The organism is Pseudarthrobacter sp., from assembly GCF_036675385.1.
Lineage (GTDB): Bacteria > Actinomycetota > Actinomycetes > Actinomycetales > Micrococcaceae > Arthrobacter.
Window position 1 is genome coordinate 30,136 of record NZ_JAKFFD010000035.1, and the last position, 19,975, is coordinate 50,110.

The 19,975-nt window shown below is 65.3% G+C and carries 21 protein-coding genes and 1 pseudogene; 7 read left to right on the forward strand and 15 right to left on the reverse strand.

Annotation, left to right across the window (positions count from 1 at the left end; all coding sequences use genetic code 11):
• Positions 1–264 precede the first annotated feature (264 nt).
• On the reverse strand, positions 265–3,222 hold the full coding sequence (locus V6M49_RS03360; protein ID WP_332760029.1) for an exo-alpha-sialidase: 2,958 nt from the start codon (positions 3,220–3,222) through the stop codon (positions 265–267).
• Between the two features lie 335 nt (positions 3,223–3,557).
• The gene (locus V6M49_RS03365) at positions 3,558–3,743 is read right to left on the reverse strand and encodes a hypothetical protein (protein ID WP_332760030.1); all 186 of its coding nucleotides are present in this window, start codon (positions 3,741–3,743) and stop codon (positions 3,558–3,560) included.
• A 261-nt stretch (positions 3,744–4,004) separates the two neighbouring features.
• On the opposite strand from V6M49_RS03365, the gene purS reads away from it, so the two are divergent.
• The 3 genes from purS to purL are packed head-to-tail and all read left to right on the forward strand — an operon-like array spanning position 4,005 to position 7,370.
• Positions 4,005–4,256 (forward strand): phosphoribosylformylglycinamidine synthase subunit PurS, encoded by a 252-nt coding sequence (gene purS, locus V6M49_RS03370; RefSeq protein ID WP_056348600.1) that lies wholly within the window; start codon positions 4,005–4,007, stop codon positions 4,254–4,256.
• Position 4,257: 1 nt separating this feature from the next.
• Entirely contained in the window at positions 4,258–5,043 is a 786-nt protein-coding gene (gene purQ / locus V6M49_RS03375) for a phosphoribosylformylglycinamidine synthase subunit PurQ (RefSeq protein ID WP_332760031.1), read from the forward strand.
• A complete protein-coding gene (gene purL, locus V6M49_RS03380) occupies positions 5,040–7,370 on the forward strand; it encodes a phosphoribosylformylglycinamidine synthase subunit PurL (protein ID WP_332760032.1) in 2,331 nt (776 codons plus the stop codon). The genes purQ and purL overlap by 4 nt, the downstream gene beginning before the upstream one ends.
• 123 nt (positions 7,371–7,493) lie before the next feature.
• Here the strand turns inward: purL and V6M49_RS03385 are convergent, their stop codons facing one another.
• From V6M49_RS03385 to V6M49_RS03410, 6 genes are all read right to left on the reverse strand, one after another.
• The gene (locus tag V6M49_RS03385; protein WP_332760033.1) at positions 7,494–8,435 is read right to left on the reverse strand and encodes a hypothetical protein; all 942 of its coding nucleotides are present in this window, start codon (positions 8,433–8,435) and stop codon (positions 7,494–7,496) included.
• 116 nt (positions 8,436–8,551) lie between these two features.
• On the reverse strand, positions 8,552–8,845 hold the full coding sequence (locus V6M49_RS03390) for a DUF503 domain-containing protein (protein ID WP_104062665.1): 294 nt from the start codon (positions 8,843–8,845) through the stop codon (positions 8,552–8,554).
• A 75-nt stretch (positions 8,846–8,920) separates the two neighbouring features.
• Positions 8,921–9,238 (reverse strand): putative quinol monooxygenase, encoded by a 318-nt coding sequence (locus V6M49_RS03395; protein ID WP_104062664.1) that lies wholly within the window; start codon positions 9,236–9,238, stop codon positions 8,921–8,923.
• Between the two features lie 34 nt (positions 9,239–9,272).
• Positions 9,273–9,899 (reverse strand): hypothetical protein, encoded by a 627-nt coding sequence (locus V6M49_RS03400; protein ID WP_332760034.1) that lies wholly within the window; start codon positions 9,897–9,899, stop codon positions 9,273–9,275.
• Between the two features lie 14 nt (positions 9,900–9,913).
• Positions 9,914–10,498 carry a DUF1990 family protein gene (locus V6M49_RS03405; protein WP_332760035.1) on the reverse strand — a complete coding sequence of 195 codons (585 nt, stop codon included), beginning with the start codon at positions 10,496–10,498 and terminating at the stop codon, positions 9,914–9,916.
• Complete coding sequence (locus V6M49_RS03410) at positions 10,459–10,875, reverse strand: MmcQ/YjbR family DNA-binding protein (RefSeq protein WP_104062661.1); 417 nt, start codon at positions 10,873–10,875, stop codon at positions 10,459–10,461. Before V6M49_RS03410 ends, V6M49_RS03405 begins: the two co-directional genes overlap by 40 nt.
• A 45-nt stretch (positions 10,876–10,920) precedes the next feature.
• Between V6M49_RS03410 and V6M49_RS03415 the strand changes: the two genes are divergently transcribed.
• The gene (locus V6M49_RS03415; RefSeq protein ID WP_332760036.1) at positions 10,921–11,949 is read left to right on the forward strand and encodes an isopenicillin N synthase family dioxygenase; all 1,029 of its coding nucleotides are present in this window, start codon (positions 10,921–10,923) and stop codon (positions 11,947–11,949) included.
• Here V6M49_RS03415 and V6M49_RS03420 read toward each other — a convergent pair whose 3' ends face one another.
• A complete protein-coding gene (locus V6M49_RS03420) occupies positions 11,950–12,375 on the reverse strand; it encodes a CoA-binding protein (protein ID WP_332760037.1) in 426 nt (141 codons plus the stop codon).
• Positions 12,376–12,508: 133 nt separating this feature from the next.
• Between V6M49_RS03420 and V6M49_RS03425 the strand changes: the two are divergent.
• Together V6M49_RS03425 and V6M49_RS03430 are read left to right on the forward strand one after the other, a co-directional pair.
• Positions 12,509–12,826 (forward strand): annotated as a pseudogene (locus V6M49_RS03425) (PLP-dependent transferase); the annotation flags it as partial.
• Positions 12,823–13,317, forward strand: a complete 495-nt coding sequence (locus tag V6M49_RS03430) for a CoA-binding protein (RefSeq protein WP_332760038.1) — start codon at positions 12,823–12,825, stop codon at positions 13,315–13,317. The pseudogene V6M49_RS03425 and the gene V6M49_RS03430, both read left to right, overlap by 4 nt.
• A gap of 46 nt (positions 13,318–13,363) precedes the next feature.
• On the opposite strand, the gene V6M49_RS03435 is transcribed toward V6M49_RS03430, so the two are convergent.
• The 5 genes from V6M49_RS03435 to V6M49_RS03455 form a co-directional block, all read right to left on the reverse strand.
• Complete coding sequence (locus V6M49_RS03435) at positions 13,364–14,149, reverse strand: hypothetical protein (RefSeq protein WP_332760039.1); 786 nt, start codon at positions 14,147–14,149, stop codon at positions 13,364–13,366.
• Positions 14,146–14,697 (reverse strand): RNA polymerase sigma factor, encoded by a 552-nt coding sequence (locus V6M49_RS03440; RefSeq protein WP_332760040.1) that lies wholly within the window; start codon positions 14,695–14,697, stop codon positions 14,146–14,148. The genes V6M49_RS03435 and V6M49_RS03440 overlap by 4 nt, the downstream gene beginning before the upstream one ends.
• A gap of 281 nt (positions 14,698–14,978) precedes the next feature.
• A complete protein-coding gene (locus V6M49_RS03445; RefSeq protein ID WP_332760041.1) occupies positions 14,979–15,320 on the reverse strand; it encodes a YegP family protein in 342 nt (113 codons plus the stop codon).
• Positions 15,321–15,640: 320 nt separating this feature from the next.
• Positions 15,641–16,930 (reverse strand): adenylosuccinate synthase, encoded by a 1,290-nt coding sequence (locus V6M49_RS03450; RefSeq protein ID WP_056348633.1) that lies wholly within the window; start codon positions 16,928–16,930, stop codon positions 15,641–15,643.
• 244 nt (positions 16,931–17,174) lie between these two features.
• Positions 17,175–18,239 (reverse strand): M14 family zinc carboxypeptidase, encoded by a 1,065-nt coding sequence (locus tag V6M49_RS03455; protein WP_332760042.1) that lies wholly within the window; start codon positions 18,237–18,239, stop codon positions 17,175–17,177.
• A 308-nt stretch (positions 18,240–18,547) separates the two neighbouring features.
• Between V6M49_RS03455 and V6M49_RS03460 the strand changes: the two genes are divergently transcribed.
• Positions 18,548–19,177: a uracil-DNA glycosylase gene (locus V6M49_RS03460; protein ID WP_141139329.1), complete on the forward strand. Its 630-nt coding sequence runs from the start codon at positions 18,548–18,550 to the stop codon at positions 19,175–19,177.
• 93 nt (positions 19,178–19,270) lie between these two features.
• Here the strand turns inward: V6M49_RS03460 and V6M49_RS03465 are convergent.
• A partial coding sequence (locus tag V6M49_RS03465) for an iron-siderophore ABC transporter substrate-binding protein (RefSeq protein ID WP_332760043.1) occupies positions 19,271–19,975 on the reverse strand: 705 nt, incomplete at its 5' end.

Here is a 19,975-nt window from a genome sequence, read left to right on the forward strand (position 1 = left end):
CGAGGAACGGCCGGCCACGTTGCCGGTCTGGAGCAGCTGGGAACGGCACACGACATTACAGATTTTGTAATGCTGTGACCAGCCGTTACAAACAGTACAGACTGAGAGCTGAATATGACATAGGACACATCAGGTGTATAGGTCAATCATGCAGCTACAAGGCGGGCCCGGGAAGGCACCAAAGAAAGACCCCTACGCGGGCCGGACTTTGGAAATGTCCGGCTCCGCGCGGAGGTCTTCTTTGGTGCTAGGAAATCACCTGGCTCAGCCCTTGGGCGTCACCTGCAGGCGGTCGAAGGAGACCTGCTTGCCGTCCTTGTCCAGCACCACCACGTCGTCGCGGCCGCTCTGAACATCTGAGGGCAGGATGAACTCCACTGTGTTGTCGGTGGTGGGGAAAATCCAGCCGAGCCGGTAGCTCTTCTTGTTCAGGTACACGTAATACCACTGGCCGTAGTCGAGACCCTTCAGGGTCACCTTCTGGCCGTTGCGGTACTTGTCCTGCGTGCCGAGGTCGAACGGAGCCGTCTGTTCCTCGAGGTCCTGGACGGCGAGGACGGGGACCGTCTCGGGCTGCGACGGCTGGAGAGCCAGCACCAGCGCGCCGCCGGTCACCGTGGCGGTGACTTCCTTGGCGCCGTTCGTGGCAGTTGCCGCGAACGAGACCGCGTCGAGCCGGCCTGCCGCGATGTCGGCTGCGGTCAGGACGTGCTCGCGCGTTGCCGTCACGGTCCCGCCCACGGCCAGGGCGTCCTGGCTGATGGACGCGTCCGGGGCACTGAGCCCGGTCAGGGCGACGTTGCCGGCGTTGCCTACGGTGTAGGCGTATGAGACGGTATCGCCTTCGCTGGCGAAACGGTCACCGTCGGCGTCGTTCCACTCAGCCGAAACGGTGCCTTCCAGCTTGGCGTCGCGGACCTTCAGGTCCACTTCGCCACCGTCGACCGTGTAGACCTTGCTGCTCTGGCCTGCGGAACTGACTTCCCACGTGGTCTTCGGAACGAAGTAGCCCTGCTCTGCCTCGGCAGCGGTCACGGTGTGGCGCGGCGTGGCGCAGGTGTAGCCCTGGCCGGCCGGCAGCACGCCGTAGCGGCAGTTGCCCGGGCCTTCGGGAACGAACGGGCTGAAGTTACCGGCGGTGGGAACCACCTTTTCCACCAGCGGGCTCGTGTTGCTCACGCTGAAGGTGTACGGAAAAGCATCGCCGGCGGCGTACGGCTGGGTGGCGAGGTCGCGCCCGGCGTCGCCGCGGGCTCCCGCGATCGTGGCGGAGACAAGTCCGTCACGCAGTGCCACCGCGGCGCCGGTGAACGCAACCGTCTTGGTGAGCGACGGCGTCGCGCTGGCAGTGACGGTGAAACTCGCCTCGGGGACGAAATAGCCGCGGGCGATGTCATCGGCCGTCAGCGTGTGCTTGGCCGTGGTGCAGTTGTAGTTTGCACCGGCGGCCAGGCTGTTGAACCGGCAGTTGGGAGCCGACGGCGGCAGGAAGCCGGCGTCGAAGGTCCCCGAAACGGGCACGGAGTTCGCCGTGACGTTGGCGGTGCTCTTGACGTTCAACGTGTAGCCCAGGACGTCACCCGACTGGTAGGGGCTGGCGATGACGTCGCGGGCCGGAGCCGTTCCGGTGATGGTGAGGCCCACCTGCGGAGCTGCCGGGACGGTGGCGGTGAACGTGAACTGCGAAACCCGGCCATCCGCCGTCGTGAACGCGGCGTTGAGGTTCTGCGGACCGCTGGCGTTCGCCGGTGCGGTCAGGTCCACGTTGACGGTCACCGAGGCACCGGGCGCGACGTCGGGCACGGGCACCGTGGTGGCGGTCCAGCCGGCGGGAGTGTAGACCGTGGCGTTGGCGCCGGAAAGCGTGGTGGCCTCCTGGTTGGTCACGGTGACCGCTACCTGCTTGGTGGCGCCGGCGGTGGTGGTGAGTGCCGGTACGGACAGCGGGGCGCAGGCGTAGTTCAGCCAGGCGTCGTCGAACTTCGCGAACTGGATGTTGTCCGTGTAGTTGCCTTCATACAGGACACCGAACTTGCCGTCCTCGAGCCGGGACACGGTGGAGTAAGCGGAGAAACCGGCGCGGATGGTGCGTACACCGGGCCAGGTGGCGCCGTCGTCGCAGGAGATACGGGCAGAGACGTTCTCGCGGCCGGTCTTGGAGTTGGAATTGGTGAAGATGAGCTTCTTGGCGTCCGCTGAGCCCTGAGCCGCGGCCGGGAACATGCGGGCGATGGAACCGTTGCTTGCCGGGTCCGGCAGTTCGGTGTCCTGGGTGACCGGACCATAGGTGGCGCCGCCGTCAGTGGAGATGGCCACCTTGCGGTAGCCCTGGTTGGCGTTGTCGCGCGAGTTCAGCAGTACGCGGCCGTCGGAAAGTTCCACGGTCTTGTTCTCGTCCATGCGGTCGCCCACGTTGGCGCCCTTGTGCCAGCTCACGCCGTGATCGTCCGAGTAGACGCTGTAGGCCTGGATCTTGTTGGTGCCGTCGGCCTGGCGCACATCGCCGGCGTACTGCTGGATCAGGCGGCCCTTGTACTGGCCGTACTTGAGCTGGATGCCCTCGCCGGAGGAGGCGAAGTTGGAGCGGATATCGCCGGCCACCGGGCTGGTCTTGCTGGTGCCCGGCTTGGTGACGTTAGTGATGAGCCTTGGCTGCGTCCACGTGACGCCGCCGTCGGAGGATTCGATCACGGCGGAGGAGATCACGCTGCGGTCGGCGTCGTCGTTGCCGAACTGGCTGCCGAAGAAGCCCTGGTCCTTGGAGTACACGAACAGCGCGAAGACCTTGCCGGCCTCGGCGTCGTAGATGTAGGACGGATCACTGTAACCGTATTTGGGGCCCGTGGCGTCGCCCACGTGGCCGGCGGCGATGACCTGAACGGGCCCCCAGGTCTGGCCGCCGTCGGTGCTGCGGCGCTGCACGATCGAGTTGGGGTTCGGAGCGTCCGCGGCGCTGCCGGGGCGGCCGTCCCACGAGGCGAGCACCACGTTGTTGCCCAGGTAGGTCAGGGCCGGAATTCGGTAGAAGAAGTTCGCCGCAGTCCGGTCGGCGCCGATGTTGGCCTCCGCGAACGAGCCGGGAGGAGCGCTGGGGTTGTTCGGGGGGATCGGTGCCGCCTGCGCGGCGATCCCGGATCCGGCCAGCAGCGCCAGCGCTACCAGCCCGGCTCCTGCGGTCCGGCCAATACTTCGGTGCCTGTTCCGCTTAGTAGAAATTCGCAAATCCATATCCTTTCAAGGCGCCGCGGGGCGGCGGATCGGGAGAATTCGGCCGTGAGGGCGGTCTCGGCATCCGATGGGATACCACCTGCCACATACGACGTCCTACGACCATAGTGTGTAGAACGTCACGTGGCTAGGAGTTTCCGGAAGTCGCTTGGGAGAGGCCCGGGACAGGGCGTTTGGGATTAGTACATTTTCAGCAGGGCAACCGGCGCAGGGGCACGTGCGGCGGGGCACAAAAACGGGCGCCCCCGTTCAGGGACGCCCGGTTGAGGTTTGGGCAAAGACTTGAAGCCTGGATAAAAAGACTTGAAGCCTGGATAAGGAGTGGGCGCCTACTGCCTGGGCGTCCGAACCACGTCACTGATCCACTGGCGGGTCTTTTCGTCCATGGGGCCGGCCACGCGCGTTTCCCGGGCAGCCCGGTCCGCCTTGATCTTCTGCATAACCATCCGGCCCAACCCGGCAAAAACGGCCACGGCCATCATCGGCAACAGCAGAGATTTCGATTTTTCAGCCATGCGGTAATCCTAGTGACGCTTGCTCCGCGAGGCCATAGCCGCCGTCGTCCTCTACCTCCCGAAAGCCCGCCCCGCCGCGATGACTGTGGCCGATCCCACCGAATACAGGGTGCGGCGCTCGGCCCGGTAGAATGGCCTAGCAAGCTCGCGGAGCGCCCGTCCACACTGTTCGAAAAAGAACGTCCCCAGCATCCCGGAACGGCGTAAGACGGCGTGACTCCGCTGCGCCCTTACCCAATGCTCACGCACAGGAGTTGCCGGATGCCCCGGATCGTTGTTGACGTCATGCCCAAGCCCGAGATTCTGGACCCGCAGGGGAAGGCCATCGTGGGTGCACTCCCCCGTCTGGGCTTCACCAGCTTTAGCTCTGTCCGCCAGGGCAAGCGCTTCGAACTGACGGTTGAGGGCGAGGTGACCGACGCAATCCTGGCCCAGGCCCGCGAAGCCGCCGAGACCCTGCTGTCCAACCCCGTGATCGAAGACGTCGTCAACGTCGAGGTCGTCGAGGCCTGAGATGACTGAACTTCCCTTGATCGGCGAGGCCATCGCCGTCGCCGCCAACGCTCCTGGTGCTCGCAGGCTCGCGGGGGCCCGGATCGGCGTCGTCACCTTCCCAGGCACCCTTGACGACCGCGACGCCGCCCGGGCAGTCCGGCTCGCCGGCGGCACCGCAGTGCCGCTCTGGCACGCAGACACCACCCTGGGTGACGTGGACGCCGTCGTGATTCCCGGCGGTTTCTCCTACGGCGACTACCTCCGCGCCGGCGCCATTGCCCGCTTCGCGCCGCTGATGTCCAAAATCATCGACGCCGCCAACTCCGATGCCAAGCTGCCCGTGCTGGGCATCTGCAACGGCTTCCAGATCCTTACCGAGTCGCACCTGCTGCCCGGCTCCATGATCAAGAACGACCACCTGAAGTTCATGTGCCGCGACCAGGTCCTGCGCGTGGAAAACAGCAACACCGCCTGGACCCTGGACTACGAGGCCGGCCAGGAAATCACGGTTCCGCTGAAGAACCAGGACGGCCAGTACATCGCCGACGAAAAGGTCCTGGACGCGCTCGAAGCTGAAGGACGCGTGGTGTTCCGCTACGTGGGCTTCAACCCCAACGGCTCCCGCCGCGACATCGCCGGCATCTCCAACGCCGCCGGCAACGTGGTGGGACTTATGCCCCACCCCGAGCACGCGGTGGAAGTTGGCTTCGGCCCCGAATCCCTGGACGGGATCGGCGGGTCCGACACCGACGGACTGGGTTTCTTCACCTCCGTACTGAACAAGATTGTGGGAGGCAACAAATGACCGAGATCAATTCGGTGGTCGAGCCTGTCGAGACCAAGAAGTTCAATATCGACACTGTCGAGAACGCTGCCAAAACGCCCGACACCGAACTGCCGTGGGCCGAACTGGGCCTGAAGCAGAACGAGTTCGATGAGGTAGTGAAGGTCCTGGGCCGCCGCCCCACCGGCGCCGAGCTGGCCATGTACTCCGTGATGTGGAGCGAGCACTGCTCCTACAAGTCCTCGAAGAACCACCTGCGCCAGTTCGGCGAAAAGGTGACCGACGAGATGAAGAAGGACATGCTGGTGGGCATCGGCGAAAACGCCGGCGTCACCAACCTGGGCGACGGCTGGGCCGTGACGTTCAAGATCGAGTCCCACAACTCGCCGTCGTTCGTGGAGCCCTACCAGGGTGCTGCCACCGGCATCGGCGGCATTGTCCGTGACATCATCTCCATGGGCGCCCGCCCGGTTGCCGTGATGGACCCGCTGCGTTTCGGCGCCATCGACCACCCGGACACCGCCCGCGTCATGCACGGTGCCGTTGCCGGCATCGGCGGCTACGGCAACTCGCTGGGCCTGCCGAACATCGGCGGCGAAATGGTCTTCGATTCTGTCTACCAGGGCAACCCGCTGGTTAACGCGCTGGCTGTCGGCGTGATGCGCCACGAGGACATCCGCCTCGCCAACGCGTCCGGCAAGGGCAACAAGGTGGTCCTGTTCGGTGCACGCACCGGCGGCGACGGCATCGGGGGCGCCTCGGTGCTGGCCTCCGAGTCCTTCGACGACACCAAGCCGTCCAAGCGCCCCGCCGTCCAGGTGGGCGACCCCTTCGCCGAGAAGGTCCTGATCGAGTGCTGCCTGGAGCTCTTCAAGGGTTCCCTCGTTGAGGGCATCCAGGACCTCGGCGCCGCTGGCATCTCCTGCGCCACGTCCGAGCTCGCCTCCAACGGCGACGGCGGCATGGAAGTCGAACTGACCTCCGTCCTGCTGCGCGACCCCACGCTGACCCCGGGCGAAATCCTGATGTCCGAGTCGCAGGAACGCATGATGGCCGTGGTCACCCCGGAGAACATCGCCGCCTTCGAAGCTGTCATGGACAAGTGGGCCGTGGAGTACTCCTGGCTCGGCGAGGTCACCGACACCGGCCGACTGATCATCACCTGGGACGGCGTAGTCATCGTGGACGTCGACCCGCGCACGGTGGCCCACGACGGTCCGGTCTACGACCGCCCGTACGCCCGCCCCGAGTGGCAGGACTCCGTCCAGGCCGATTCCTTCACCGGATCCGTCCAGGACGCCGGCCGCCCCTCCGCCCCCGCGGAACTGGCTGCCGCCGTAACCGAGCTCGTGGCCTCACCGAACATGTGCAGCAAGGACTGGATCACCAACCAGTACGACCGGTACGTCGGCGGCAACACCGCATTGGCGTTCCCGGACGACGCCGGCGTGGTCCGCGTGGACGAGGAAACCGGCCTGGGCGTTGCCCTGGCCACCGACGCCAACGGCCGCTACACCTACCTGGACCCGTACCACGGCGCACAGCTGGCGCTGGCCGAGGCCTACCGCAACGTGGCCACCTCCGGCGCCGTTCCGATGGCCGTCAGCGACTGCCTGAACTTCGGCTCCCCCGAGGACCCGGACGTCATGTGGCAGCTCGCGGAGGCCATCCGCGGCCTGTCCGATGCCTGCATGGTGCTGGGCATCCCGGTCACCGGCGGCAACGTCTCGCTGTACAACCAGACCGGCACCACACCCATCCACCCCTCCCCCGTGGTGGCAGTGCTGGGCAAGCTCGACGACGTCGCCCGCCGCACGCCGTCGGGCTGGCGTGAAGACGGCCAGGCCATCTACCTGCTGGGTACGACGGCGGCAGAACTGGACGGTTCCGAGTGGGCCAACATGCGCGGCCACCTTGGTGGACTGCCGCCCAAGGTTGACCTCGCCGCCGAACGCGAGCTGGGTGAAATCCTGATCAACGCATCCCGCGACGGCATGGTGGACTCCGCGCACGACCTCTCAGAGGGCGGCCTTGCGGCAGCCTTGGTGGAGTCCGCACTGCGCTATGGCGTGGGTGCCCGGATCGCCCTGCAGGATGTCCTGGACCGCGACGGCGTGGACCTGTTCACGGCACTGTTCTCCGAGTCCCAGGGCCGCGCGGTTGTCGGCGTACCCCGCTCGGAAGAGGTCCGGTTCAAGGACATGTGCACGGCCCGCGGCTTTGCCCACACCCGCATCGGCGTGGTGGACGCAGCCAGCGGCAACCTGGAGATCAACGGCGTGGACACCATGTCCCTGGCCGCCCTCCGCGAAGCCCACGAGGCGACCCTGCCGAAGTACTTCGGCTAGACCCCACCGCCGCCCTAGCCTCGCAAGCTCGGCAGGGAACCCTGGCGGCGTGGGCCCAGCCATCGATTGCTCCGTAAACGCCCTTTTGAACCCTCAAAAAGGCGGTTGCGGAGCAATCGATGCTTAACGGCCCATGCGCCACCCCGCCTGGACCAGGGCTGTGCGGATTTTGGAAATAGCTGGCTTCGCTTCGTTGACCATGTGCCGCTTGGAAATGCGGACTTCCCTCCACCCCAGCGTCCCGTACCTCTCCGAACGGGTGATGTCCCGGACGACCTGCCCTTCATCGCCGTGCTGTTCACCTTCGTACTCAATTCCGATCCGGTACTTGCGGTAGGACAGGTCCGGCTCATGATGGCGTATTCCGTCGTCGCCGATGATTGGCACGTTCAATTCCGGTTCCGGCAGCCCCGCCCTCACCATGGCCAGCCTCAACAGCGTCTCCTGCGACGAGTCAGATCCCACGCGGATGAGTTTGATGGCTTCCTTGGCCCTGCGCAGCCCGCGCTTTCCCTTGTGCCTGTCGATCATTCGCTGCAGATCAGCCAAGCTGCAAAGCGGCATGTCCCTGACTTCAAACGCCGCCCTCGGCACGCGCACACAGCTGTCCCCCATGGCCACAAGCTCGTCCACTGACAGCATTTCCGCCATGTCCAGCCAGGTCCGCTCCGGGGTAGTCACTGGAATCCCGTCAACTGTGGTGACCTCATCGCTGTAAAGCTTCATGCGGTGCACAATTACGTGCGGCCTGTTCAGGTGTGCCGAGCCCTTAGGCCTGATGACATGAAACATCTCTGGAGTCCCCTTCTGCTGACGTCGCGGCAGCAGAAGCATCTCCGCCGCGGTGAGGTGCGACGCGGCGCATCGCTCATTGACCTCGATGAAGGGCCGGACCCTGTCACCCAAGGGGAGTTCCGCCGTCGGGCTTTCCGACCGGATCCCCTTGCCGAGCCGATGCAGTGTCCGGTGTCGCAGCCGCTTGTGCGACACTCCGGCGCGCGCCGCCTCGACAACTGTGAACGGGCGGTCCTGCAGTTCCTCGGGCAGCGGGCGCGGGGTCTTCATGGATTCATCAGAGCAGAATACGGCGTGCGCTGCAGAAGTTATCCACAGCCCTCATCGATTGCTCCGTAGGCGCCGTTTTGGGTATTCAAAAGGGCGCCTACGGAGCAGTCGATGAGTCAGTCGTCGCTGCGGAGCTCCCGCTGCCTCGAGCTGAGCAGCTCAAATTCGGGCCGGGCGGCCACAAAGCGTTCGACGGCGGTGAGCACCTCCACGACGTGCGCCCGGTCTGCTGCCACCAGCCCGGCGCCCACCTGCGAGCGGCGGTACTGGTCGTGGTCCCCCACCTCCGCGACGGACACGTCGAAGCGGCGCTTGAGCTCGGCCAGCAGCGGCCTGATGACGGAGCGCTTCTCCTTCAGGCTCTGGACGTCGCCCAGGAGGATGTCGAATTCAATCCAGCCGATCCACATGCAGTAATCGTATCGACTGCTCCGTAACCGCCGTTTTGAGGGGTCAAAAGGGCGGTTACGGAGCAATCGATGGGGTCAGATGGTGAGTTCGCCCATCCGGTCCCAGCCGTCGCCGTCGAGCTGGCGGCTGATGATGCGCGGCGTCTCGGCCAGCGCCTGCGGCATGTCCGCCATGGCCTGCTTGAAGTGCGTGCTGTTGACGTGTTCCCCGGCGGCGTCGTCCTTGAAGGCTTCCACCAGGACAAACTCGTTGGGGTCATCCACACTGCGGGACCAGTCGAACCACAGGTTGCCGGGCTCCGCCCGTGTGGCTTGGGTAAACGCGTCAACGAGGCCCAGCCAGCGCTCGGACCACTCGGGTTTGACCTTGAATTTCACGACGATGAAGATCATGCGGTATTCCTTCCGTTGCGGGGGTGTGGGTTGTTCAGCCTGCGGCCAGGGCAAGGTCACAGGCCTTGATGGCCTCACGTGCGGCCTGCTGCTGCGCCGGGGTTCCTGCCCGTTCGGCCCACTGTTCGGCCAGCTGGAACTCCACCAGAGCCTCTGTGAACCGGCCGGCGCCGTGGAAAGTCCAGCCGAGGTTGTTGTGTAGCGCCACCATCCAGCGCCGTGTGTACGGATCGTGGGCGGTGGACGCGTATTCGAGGGCGCTCCGGGTCCACAGTTCAGCGTGGGCGGAGTCTGCCAGGGCCAGCATGTGCAGCGCGTCGACGGCGAGGAACTCCTCGCCGAGGTGGTCGCCGAGCTCGGCTGCCTGTTCGAACAGGGGTACGGCCATGGCGGCGTGGCCGCTGGAGTTCAGGACGCGTCCGCGTTCCAGCAGGATCCGCACGCCGACGGTGGGTTCTTCCTCGCCGTCCACGGAGTCCAGCAAGGCATCCGCCTCCTCGTAGCGGCCCTGCAAGCCAATGGCCCGGCCAAGCTGCGTGGCGAGTTCGGCCTTTTCGTAGGTGTCGTAGGTCGGGTCAGCAAGGGCGTCCCGGAAGCGCTGTTCGGACAGCTCGGGATCCCCAAAGTTCCATAGGCGGTCAAGGGTCGATTGGTCCAGCATGTACCTTCTCCTGATCAGCTTTCACCTGCGGCGAGTTGGCGTGCCCCTCCAACGTATCGCGAAGTGATGTGCCGTTGCGCCGCCCGGGCCAGCAGGCCTCCCGCCTGGTAGAACCAGTTCGCGTGCCTGCTGAAGGCGGTGATCTTCAGGAACACCCGCCCGTCAGCGCCGATCTCAACTTCGAAGGCTTCTTCGCCGCGTTCAGGATGGCCGGGCAGCGTGCCGTAGCCGAAGCCCGCTGACTGGGGGCCGTCTCCCGGCACCGGCCGCCGCACCCAGACCACCTCGCACGGGGCATTAATACGGAAAGGCCCGACGCCGAACCCGCTCACCACGCGCGCGCCGGGGATCACGACGTCGGACTCGGTCCGGACGCGCAGTCCGGACCGACGCTGCAGTTCCCAGGTAAGGATTGCGTTCGCCACCCGGCGGTAGACCGCCGGTCCATCGCCAAGGTACTCCCGCGATACGAGGCAGGGGTAGCCTTCCGGCGCCCGGCCGTGCTCGGTGGAGCCGATGCCCGGGTAGTTGAGGCCGCCGGCAGCCAGGCGCTTCCCGGTCAACGGGGCCCGCCCGAAGAACCGGACAGCCGCGCCCATCCCAGCTGCTCCTGTTGCTTGCGGCTCAGGGAGGCCACCACCAGGTCGTAGGAATCCTCCACCATGTCCCGGACCATGGCATCGGGCAGGTTTCCGTCCAGCCGCACGCCGTTCCAATGGGTCTTGTTCATGTGCCACGCGCCGGTGATTTCCGGGTGGGCGGCCCGCAGCTGCTCAGCCAGGGCGGGTTCACATTTCAGGCTCACGGACCAGTCGTCGGGGTTCATGGCGGACGCCGCAAACATCTTGGCTTCATGCCGCGCGCCACCTGCCACGGCAGCCCGGACCTTAAACACGGAGGTCTCCGGACCGAAGGGAAAATCCTCGAAGGCACCGGGAAATGACAGGCATATTGCCTTGAGTTGGGCTGCGTCCATGGACCGAGCCTACAAAGCCCTTCCCGGCGGTGCTAGTCTGCGAAGATGTCACCCGATCAGGCAACCATCCCCGTTCTGGACATGAGCGCCGCACGCCAGCCGTACGGCTCCTTCAGCCCCGAATTCATCGACCAGCTGCGGGACGCCGCCCACAACGTGGGCTTCTTCCAAATCACCGGTTACGGCGCCGCCCCCGGCCAGGCCGAGGAGCTGCTGGCCCTCATCAAACGCTTCTTCGACCTGCCCCTCGAGGAGCGGATGAAGCTGGACAACAGGATTTCCCCGCACTTCCGCGGCTACACCCGGATGGGCACCGAAGTCACGCAGGGACGGGCCGACGCCCGCGAGCAGATCGACTACTCGCCGGAACGCGAACCCGTCCACAATTACCCGGCCGACCAGCCGTACTGGCTCCTCCAGGGGCCCAACATGTGGCCCGATGAGGCGTTGCCGGAGCTCAAGCCGGCGGCCATGGCCTGGGCCGACCTGATGTCCAGTGTGGGCATGGAGCTGCTGCGGGGCATCTCGGTTTCCCTGGGACTGCCGGAGGACCACTTCGACGAGCCCTTCGGCAACGAACCCGCGTGGATGGGCAAGCTGGTGCATTACGTCGGCGGTGTGGTGGAGACGGCCGGGAACCAGGGCGTGGGCTCCCACGCTGACTACGGATTTGTCACCCTCCTCCTCCAGGACGAGGTGGGCGGCCTCGAAGTGCTGCCGCCCGGGACAACTGAATGGGCGCCGGTTGAGCCTGTTCCCGGGGCACTCGTGGTGAACCTGGGCGAAATGCTGGAGGTGGCCACGGAAGGCTTCCTTGCCGCCACGATCCACCGGGTCAAGGCGCCGCCACCGGGCGTGGACCGCTACTCAGTCCCGTTCTTCTGGTCGCCGCGGCTGGATGCCGTCATTGATCCGGTGCCCCTGCCTCCCGAGCTCAAAGCCCAGGCACGTGGCATCTCGGACGATCCGTCCAACCCGATGCTCGCGTCCTTTGGCCTGAACATGCTCAAGGGCCGCATGCGCGCGCACCCCGATGTGACCGAACGCCACTACCCGGAACTCATGCAGCGCTGATCAGAGGTTGTACTTCCACGCCTGCTGGGCGGGGCAAACGTCCATCACCACGTCCAGGCCGGCGGCCTTGGCACGGTCCACAGCCGCTTCGTCGATAACACCCAGCTGCAGCCACACGGCTTTGGCGCCCACGGCAATTGCCTGGTCCACCACCGCCCCGACCTTCTGCGAGTTCACAAAGCAGTCGACGACGTCGAGGGGTTGCTTTTCAGGGGGAATTTCACCCAGGGTACGGTACCCGGTTTCGCCGTGGACGGCATCGCCGGGAAGGTTGACGGGGATGATCTCCATCCCGAGCCGGTCGCGGATAAACAGCGAGGTGTCGTAGGCTGCGCGCCACTCGTTGGTGGTCAGGCCCACGATAGCCCACCGCCCTTTGTTTCGCATCAGGCGCTCAATAACGGCAGGATCGTTGACGTGGACCATGATGCAAGCGTACATCGCCCCCTGAGCGGCCCTGATCGAATATTTGACTGACGGGCAGGCGTCAACGCCGTGCGTGGGCGAATATTACGTCCCACAGAGCATGATTTGGCGCAGGGCGTGCGGTTCGGCTGTGGTGAAGGGTGGCCGCACGGCCGGGCAGAAGTTCATCGAATCCCTGCAGCTGGCCTCGCACCTGGCCAATGTGGGCGATTCCCGCACCCTGGTGATCCACCCGGGTTCCACCACGCACCAGCAGCTGAGCCCGGTCCAGCTGGAGTCCGCGGGCGTCCCCGAGGACCTGGTCCGCATTTCCGTGGGCCTGGAGGACATCGACGACATCCTGTGGGACCTGGACCAGGCACTGGACGCTGCCTCGGTTTCGACGGGCTCAACCACCGAGGCGGGCTCAACCACCGAAGCGGATTCCTGCATTGTTAGAGCGAACGTATGAGCACCGGCGGACGTATCTGGACCGGACCTTCCGCTCCGGAGCGCCTGAACCTGCTGCGCGCAGCCACCTCGATTGCGATCGTGGGCGCCTCGGACAAGCCGACCCGGGCCAGCTATTTCGTGGCAACCTACCTGCAATCGTCCACGCGGTACAAGGTGTACTTCGTAAACCCCGTGGTCAAGGAGATCCTTGGTGAACCGACCTACGCCTCACTGGCCGATCTTCCCGAAAGCCCGGACATCGTGGATGTGTTCCGCAAGCACGACGACCTCCCGGGCGTCCTGGACGAAGCCGTCGCGGCCGGCGCCAAAACCCTCTGGCTGCAGCTCGGCTCCTGGCATGAGGACGTGGCCGCGGGCGCGGAAGCCGCCGGGCTCAACGTGGTGATGGACCGCTGCGTGAAGATCGAGCATGCCCGGTTCCACGGCGGGCTGCACCTGGCCGGCTTCGACACCGGCGTGATCCCCTCCAAGCGGCAGCTGCTTTCCTGACGGAGATGCTCTTCCTGACGGATGGTGCTTCCTGAAGCAAACCTGATCAGCGGGTGAACTTCTTCAGCCAGATTGAACCGGGTCCGGCATTGCCGGCCCCGGTTTTTTCTGTCAGTGCCGGGGGGACGATGGCTGCCGTCAGGGACTCCCCCGCCGCTGTTCCGGCTTCGGCCAGGGTACCGGCAACCAGCTTTCCGGCCTTGTCGAGTTCGGCAGCGGCGTCACGGGTGACGCCCGCAGCGTTCCCCGGCGCGCCGCCGTCGTCCGCCTTTGACGTGCCGGACGGCGTACCGGTTCCGCGGCCGGCCGGCTCCGCGCCCCGGTTCTGGCCTGCGTCTTCCAGACCGTTCGCCGGCGGGGCAGTTTCCCGTTCAACAGTTTGGGGCTGTGCCGGCGCTGGATTGTCGTTGGTTGCAGGATCCGCGGGCACCTGCACCTCCGCCGGATCTGCGGCGGTCCCGCTGGCGGCGGGAGTCCCTGCGATGGACCAGCCGGGAGCCCAGTCCTGCAACAACTTCTGGATGGAACTGCTGGCCTGCGCGTCCGGAGCGGTGCCGGTGGCGGCCACCCCGGTGACGCCCAGCCCCATCCCCGCGATGACGGCAAGGCCCACAACAGTGGTCCTGTGCTTCCGGAGGAGCCGGTGCCGGGCGAGCTGGTGGGTCTGGCCAGACAGGAGTGCGGCCAGTTCGGGGCCGGGTTCGGGGACCGGCAGGGAGGCGAGGGAGCCCAGCGCGAGCAGGGTTTCGCGGAGGCCGGCGGAATCGTCCACACCGGCGTCAAGGAGCATTTCATCAATGGTCCGGATCAGGGAGCTGGCATTGGAGGTCATGGCGCCACGTACTCCTTCACTGCGGACTGCTCGCGCAGCCGGATCAATGCACGGCGCTGGAGCTGTTTGACGGCGCCGGCACTCTTGCCCATCACAGCGGCCACCTGGTCCACCGTGAGGCCCGCGACGAGGCGTAACGACACCACTTCCCGCTGTTCATCCGGCAATTCGTTGAGGAGATCGGCCACTTCCTGCGGCGAGATCCGGTGCAGCACTTCAGTCTCGGCCGAGGACTCCTCGCGTCCGTCGAGGTCGGGTTCGAACGGGAGCTTACTGGGGGTGCGCTGCTGTCTCCGGTGATCGTCCACCATCCTGGCGTGCGCCACGGAGAAGACAAACGTGCGCAGCCCGGCCACGCCGCCGGTAACCTTCTGCAGCCGTGGCAGGACGGCGATGAAGACTTCCTGCATAACCGCCTCCGGATCTTCTACCCCGCGGGCTGTGAGGTAGCCCAGGACCTGTGGCGCGTACGTTCGGTACACGATACTGAAGAGCTCCGGATCGCGGGCGCGCGCACGCAGAACGTCGTCTGTCAGTGCATCGGTCACGGACACAGGGCCTTCGGTGGAGGGGACTGGGCTTGCTCAGCTTGGGGCCCGCACATCGCACGCGGAATGCCCTCGCCAGCCAACTTTACCCTTCAGTAACAAAAGAGCCGGCCTGGAACATGATGGGGGACAAGTTCCAGACCGGCGCTTCATAGGGGTAATCGCTCTTGGCACCGCAGGGGTTACGCCGTCGGACAAAAAACTTTCCGGGAGCGTAACGTCGGGCAGGGCTGGCTACGTCTAGCGCGTTCGGGCCCAGCCCAGCTCAGGCCCAGCGCGCCTCAAATCCTGCGCGGGGCGGCCACCCCCAGGCGCGGTGCCTTGGCCATAACAAAAGTGTGCGCCCTGGTGGCGGGGACGCGTTGGTCCCCGCAGTTCGGCTGGAGTTGGGCGGGGACCACCACGGACGTGGGGGCGGGGGCGGTCGGCGAAACTTTGGCGGCGGGGCAGAGATCGGTGACCAGCCCTGTCCCGGCGCATTCGCGGACGGCGGCGATACCGGCAACCACGGCGGCTTTGTTCTCAAAAGCCCCCGACACAGCCATCACCGTGCCATCCGGCGCCGTGAGGCGGAACCTGAATTGTGAATCCGAATCCAAGAAAACTTCAAACTTCCCGGCCATGATAAATCCTTCCGGTCTGGGGTCCCGTCCGGGCAGCATCTTCGCCTCGGGCGGTCCCGGAGCATCGCTGCATCCGGCACCTGCGGGTCTGGTCGAATGATCAACTGATCAGTTCAGGGTGTGCTTAAGAGTCTGTCCGGCCCGTCTACAGCCTCACAAGACCGGTTGCGTTAAGCCTGTGTAAATTCCCCCAAGTGACTGGCAGTTAACGTCGCGACAGCCTATTTTGAGGACGTTAACTGCGAGTCACTTGGGCCAGCAGACGACAAAGGCGGGCCACCCTTCCAGGTGACCCGCCGTCGTCGTGCGTTTACAGGCTGCTAGTCGTTGATCAGATCGTGGACCACGATGGTCTGGTCGCGGTCCGGGCCGACGCCGATCGCGGAGAAGCGCGTGCCGGAGAGCTTTTCGAGGGCCAGTACGTAGTTGCGGGCGTTCTCGGGGAGATCCTCCAGGGTGCGGGCACCGGTGATGTCCTCGGTCCAGCCATCGAAGTACTCAAAGATGGGCACTGCGTGGTGGAACTCTGTCTGCGTCATGGGCATTTCGTCGTGCCGCACACCGTCGACGTCGTAGGCAACGCAGACCGGGATCTGCTCGATGCCGGTGAGGACGTCCAGCTTGGTGACGAAGTAGTCCGTGAAGCCGTTCACGCGGGAAGCGTGGCGTGCCAGGACGGCGTCGTACCAGCCGCAGCGGCGCGGGCGGCCGGTGTTTACGCCGAACTCGCCACCGGTCTTCTGCAGGTACATGCCCATCTCGTCGAACAGTTCGGTGGGGAACGGTCCGGCGCCAACACGGGTGGTGTAGGCCTTGATGATGCCGATGGAGCGGGAGATCCTAGTGGGGCCGATGCCCGAGCCAACGGACGCGCCGCCGGCGGTCGGGTTGGAGGAGGTCACGAACGGGTACGTGCCGTGGTCCACGTCCAGGAACGTGGCCTGGCCGCCTTCCATAAGCACAACCTTGCCCTCGTCCAGGGCGTTGTTGAGGACCAGCGTGCTGTCGATGACCAGCGGTCGCAGGCGCTCGGCGAAAGCCAGGAAGTAGTCCACGATCTCGTCCACCACAATGTCGCGGCGGTTGTAGACCTTGACCAGGAGTTCGTTCTTCTGGCGCAGGGATCCTTCCACCTTCTGGCGGAGGATGGACTCGTCGAAGACGTCCTGGACGCGGATGCCCAGGCGGGCCACCTTGTCCATGTAGGCCGGGCCGATGCCGCGGCCGGTGGTGCCGATGGCGCGGCTGCCGAGGAAACGCTCGGTGACCTTGTCCAGGACCTGGTGGTAGGGCGCCACGAGGTGCGCGTTGGCGGAGATGCGCAGCTTGGACGTGTCCGCGCCACGGGCCTGCAGGCCTTCGATCTCCTGGAACAGGGCCTCGAGGTTCACCACACAGCCGTTGCCGATGATCGGAATCGCGTTGGGGCTCAAGATGCCGGCCGGAAGGAGTTTGAGCTCATACTTCTCACCGCCTACGACGACGGTGTGCCCGGCATTGTTGCCGCCGTTGGGCTTTACGACGTAGTCAACGCGGCCGCCCAGAAGATCGGTGGCCTTGCCTTTTCCTTCGTCGCCCCACTGGGCTCCTACGATCACGATTGCTGGCATGGGATCCTCCCCCATTCGTTCGGGCCGCACAGGTCCGTCCACCGAAATGGCAGGCCTGCGTAGCGCCGTTCATGAGAATGCCCCGAAGGCCATAGCCTGGCCGGACCGCTACGGCGGCCAGCCACGCAAGAGTCCGGGGCTCTTACCACCCAAGTTTAGCCGATCACGGACTTTGCCCACTCAATGGGGTGCCCGTGGCCCTTCGCGCACGGCAAAGGACCACGGGCAGACTTGCCACGATCTACTACTCGTCGTCAGCTTCCTCGCCGGGACGGGACGTCTGGGTGTCCAGGCTGTCCCAGAACGACGTATCGGCGTCGGCAATCGAACCGTCAGCGATGGCCGCCGCAGTGGCCGTCAGCGTGGTCACTGTCTGCTGGATCAGGTAACCGTTGCTGCGGAGCCCGAGGGCGTAGCCGTCCAGATAGTGATCCGACATGCCACGCATTTCGAAGAGCAGGGTGGCAATCCCGTACTCCACTGCGATGCCGTTGCGGCTGATGGTCTCGGCGCTGCCGCCCACGTACTTGCCCAGGTGGCCCCAGCCGGTGGAGTCGACGTTGTTGAAGACCACGGCGCCCAACTGCTTGGACATTTCCACAACAGCCGGATCGGCATTGGGCGTGGTGGGGTACAGGATGGACCCGGAGACCAGCTTTCCGTCGCGTTCACTCCGGGTGCCCTGGTGGTGCAGGTCGATCATGTAGTCAATGTTGTACTTGCGCATAACGTTGGTGTGGAGCGCCTGGGTTTCGGGCTGGATTTTGGCGACGTGGTCGCGGTTCAGGTCCACCTCCGCGGCGTTGTACCGCGTCATGTGGCGGTCGCCCTTGGCCAGGTAGTCATCCAGCGGGAAGTTCACATCTCCCATCGCGCCGTCGGCGTTGAGCATGGGAACGATGAGGATGTTCACTCCGTCCAGGATGTCCCCCGATTTCCCGGTCCCCAGGTGTTTCACGAATGCCATGGCACCCTCGGTGGTCAGCTGCTCATTTCCGTGCTGCTGGGTCAGGTACAGGATGGTGGGCTTGGCCGGGTCCGAAATGTACTTCACCAGGTGGATGTCCCGGCCCTTGACAGTCTGGCCGATCACCTCCAGTTCCATGGCTGGCTGGCGGGTGTCCTGATCCTTCAGGAAGGAGACCAACTCGTCATAGGTTGCCAGTTTCGAGGTGGTGATTTGGCCATTGCCGTCATAGTTGGGGCCTTCGCCCACGGCATGGGCCAACGGTGCCGGCGCGGCGAGTGCCGCCAGAACCAGGGCTCCGGATACGGCCGCGGTCCTTATAGTTGCCAGGGCTTTGTTCACGGTACGTTACCTCTTTCGACTGCATGGAGGGTGCGACCAGCCGCAACGTCCTTATTGCGGGCTGTCACAGAAGCCAATCAAGCTAAACGAAAGCTGTCAATTAACTTGACAAAGACCGATCGCCCTGTGCCGTCCATCACGGGAGGTTAGGGCCGGGCCCCGCATTTCGCGGGGCTTGCTAAACTGATAGTGATCGACCAGGAATCGGTCCACACCACATTTCAAACCACGCCGGACGGGCGCGCCCATCACGCGCCCATTTTCCGGATTGGCAGCATCGCCGAGCCCCGCAGGAGACATTGCACTATATGACAGCCCTGGCCCCAGAATCCCTCCGTGAACAGCTCCTGAGCCGCCGCTACGAGCCCAACGTTGCCGCCGTGAACGAGCTGTGCGATTCCCTGCAGAGCGTCAAGCCCCACACCGAAGTCCCGTACGTCGACCCCATGCACGACGTGGACGAGTGCCGCATCATCAGCCTCTACTCCAACATCGGTGAGGCTGACCCGTCCGGTTTCATCACCGCCGGCGACGAAGAAGCCGCCACCCGCATGCTCGGCATCCAGTGGAAGCTGGGCCTGCGCCCCGAGTTCGTGATGCCCTGGAACGTACACCCGTGGCACACCCCCGGCGAGGTCAACGGCAAGTTCACGCCGGACCAGATTTCCGCCGGCCTCAAGCCGCTCCTGAAGTTCCTCGCCGTGGTTCCCCGCGCCTCGGTGATCGTGGCCCACGGCACCGAAGCCAACCGCCTGGCCAACCTGCTGCTGAAGACCGAAGTTCCGCTGCTCTGGCGCCGCGGGCTGAAGACCTACAAGGTCCGCTCCCTCAGCGGCCGCGCGTTCGCCGGGACGCCCGCGCGGCAGGAACAGTACCTCGAGGAAATGCGCGTCGTCTACACCGACGCCATGGCCCGCACGGGGCTCGCGAAGGTCTAGCCAACCACCGGAGATAACGACGGCGGGCGGTCACCTTTTCTTCTAAAGGTGACCGCCCGCCGTCGTACTTCCTTAAGTACTTGTGCTGACTTCTCAGCCCGCGGTAAGCAGGTCCTTGAGTTCGTCCTGGATCAGCGAAGCGCCGGTGGGACCGAGGCCCAGGAACCAGGTGTCATCGCTGACGGCCTTGGCGTGGCCGGACTTGACGGCCTCGAGGCGGGGCCAGACGGCGCCCTCAACAACAGAGGTTTCCCCGGTGGCGGAGGGCTCGCCGTAGCTGCTGTAGAAGATCCAGTCGGCATCGGCGTCGCCGATGTTCTCGGCGGAGATCTCCGCGGCCAGCTCGTCAATGTCCTGGTTCTCCGGCCGGGCGATGCCGGCGTCCTTCAGGATCACGCCGATGAGCGACTTGTTGGCGTAGAGGCGGATCTTGCCCGGCAAGAAGCGGACCAAGGAAACCTTCTGGTCGTCCGGGACTGCAGCCTTCAGTTCGTCGGCCTTGGCCTGGTAGGCGTTGAGGGCGGCAACCGCCCTGGTCTCCTCGCCCAGTGCCTCGCCGGCCAGCAGGAAGTTTTCCTTCCACGGAAAGCCCGGGCGGATGCTGAAGACGGTGGGAGCAATCTGGGAAAGCTGCGGGTAGAGCCTGTCCGCGCGCAGCTTGCTGCCGATGATGAGATCCGGCTTCAGTGCGGCGATCGCCTCGAGGTTCAGGTCCTGGATAGTGCCCACAGTTTCCACGCCGGCCACCTTGTCAGCCAGGTAGCCGGGGACCGCGTTGGCACCTTCCGTGGTGGGCAT

Bases quoted from the DNA above. Each gene is read 5' to 3' on its own strand.
- V6M49_RS03420 (WP_332760037.1), bottom strand. From the start codon at position 12,375: ATGGTCCACGTCAACGATCCTGCCGTTATTGAGCGCCTGATGCGAAAC.
- V6M49_RS03430 (WP_332760038.1), top strand. From the start codon at position 12,823: ATGAGCACCGGCGGACGTATCTGGACCGGACCTTCCGCTCCGGAGCGC.
- V6M49_RS03385 (WP_332760033.1), bottom strand. From the start codon at position 8,435: ATGAAGACCCCGCGCCCGCTGCCCGAGGAACTGCAGGACCGCCCGTTC.
- V6M49_RS03435 (WP_332760039.1), bottom strand. From the start codon at position 14,149: ATGACCTCCAATGCCAGCTCCCTGATCCGGACCATTGATGAAATGCTC.
- purL (WP_332760032.1), top strand. From the start codon at position 5,040: ATGACCGAGATCAATTCGGTGGTCGAGCCTGTCGAGACCAAGAAGTTC.
- V6M49_RS03390 (WP_104062665.1), bottom strand. From the start codon at position 8,845: ATGTGGATCGGCTGGATTGAATTCGACATCCTCCTGGGCGACGTCCAG.
- V6M49_RS03400 (WP_332760034.1), bottom strand. From the start codon at position 9,899: ATGCTGGACCAATCGACCCTTGACCGCCTATGGAACTTTGGGGATCCC.
- purS (WP_056348600.1), top strand. From the start codon at position 4,005: ATGCCCCGGATCGTTGTTGACGTCATGCCCAAGCCCGAGATTCTGGAC.
- V6M49_RS03410 (WP_104062661.1), bottom strand. From the start codon at position 10,875: ATGGACGCAGCCCAACTCAAGGCAATATGCCTGTCATTTCCCGGTGCC.
- V6M49_RS03415 (WP_332760036.1), top strand. From the start codon at position 10,921: ATGTCACCCGATCAGGCAACCATCCCCGTTCTGGACATGAGCGCCGCA.
- V6M49_RS03405 (WP_332760035.1), bottom strand. From the start codon at position 10,498: ATGGGCGCGGCTGTCCGGTTCTTCGGGCGGGCCCCGTTGACCGGGAAG.
- V6M49_RS03460 (WP_141139329.1), top strand. From the start codon at position 18,548: ATGACAGCCCTGGCCCCAGAATCCCTCCGTGAACAGCTCCTGAGCCGC.
- purQ (WP_332760031.1), top strand. From the start codon at position 4,258: ATGACTGAACTTCCCTTGATCGGCGAGGCCATCGCCGTCGCCGCCAAC.
- V6M49_RS03395 (WP_104062664.1), bottom strand. From the start codon at position 9,238: ATGATCTTCATCGTCGTGAAATTCAAGGTCAAACCCGAGTGGTCCGAG.
- V6M49_RS03365 (WP_332760030.1), bottom strand. From the start codon at position 3,743: ATGGCTGAAAAATCGAAATCTCTGCTGTTGCCGATGATGGCCGTGGCC.
- V6M49_RS03450 (WP_056348633.1), bottom strand. From the start codon at position 16,930: ATGCCAGCAATCGTGATCGTAGGAGCCCAGTGGGGCGACGAAGGAAAA.
- V6M49_RS03445 (WP_332760041.1), bottom strand. From the start codon at position 15,320: ATGGCCGGGAAGTTTGAAGTTTTCTTGGATTCGGATTCACAATTCAGG.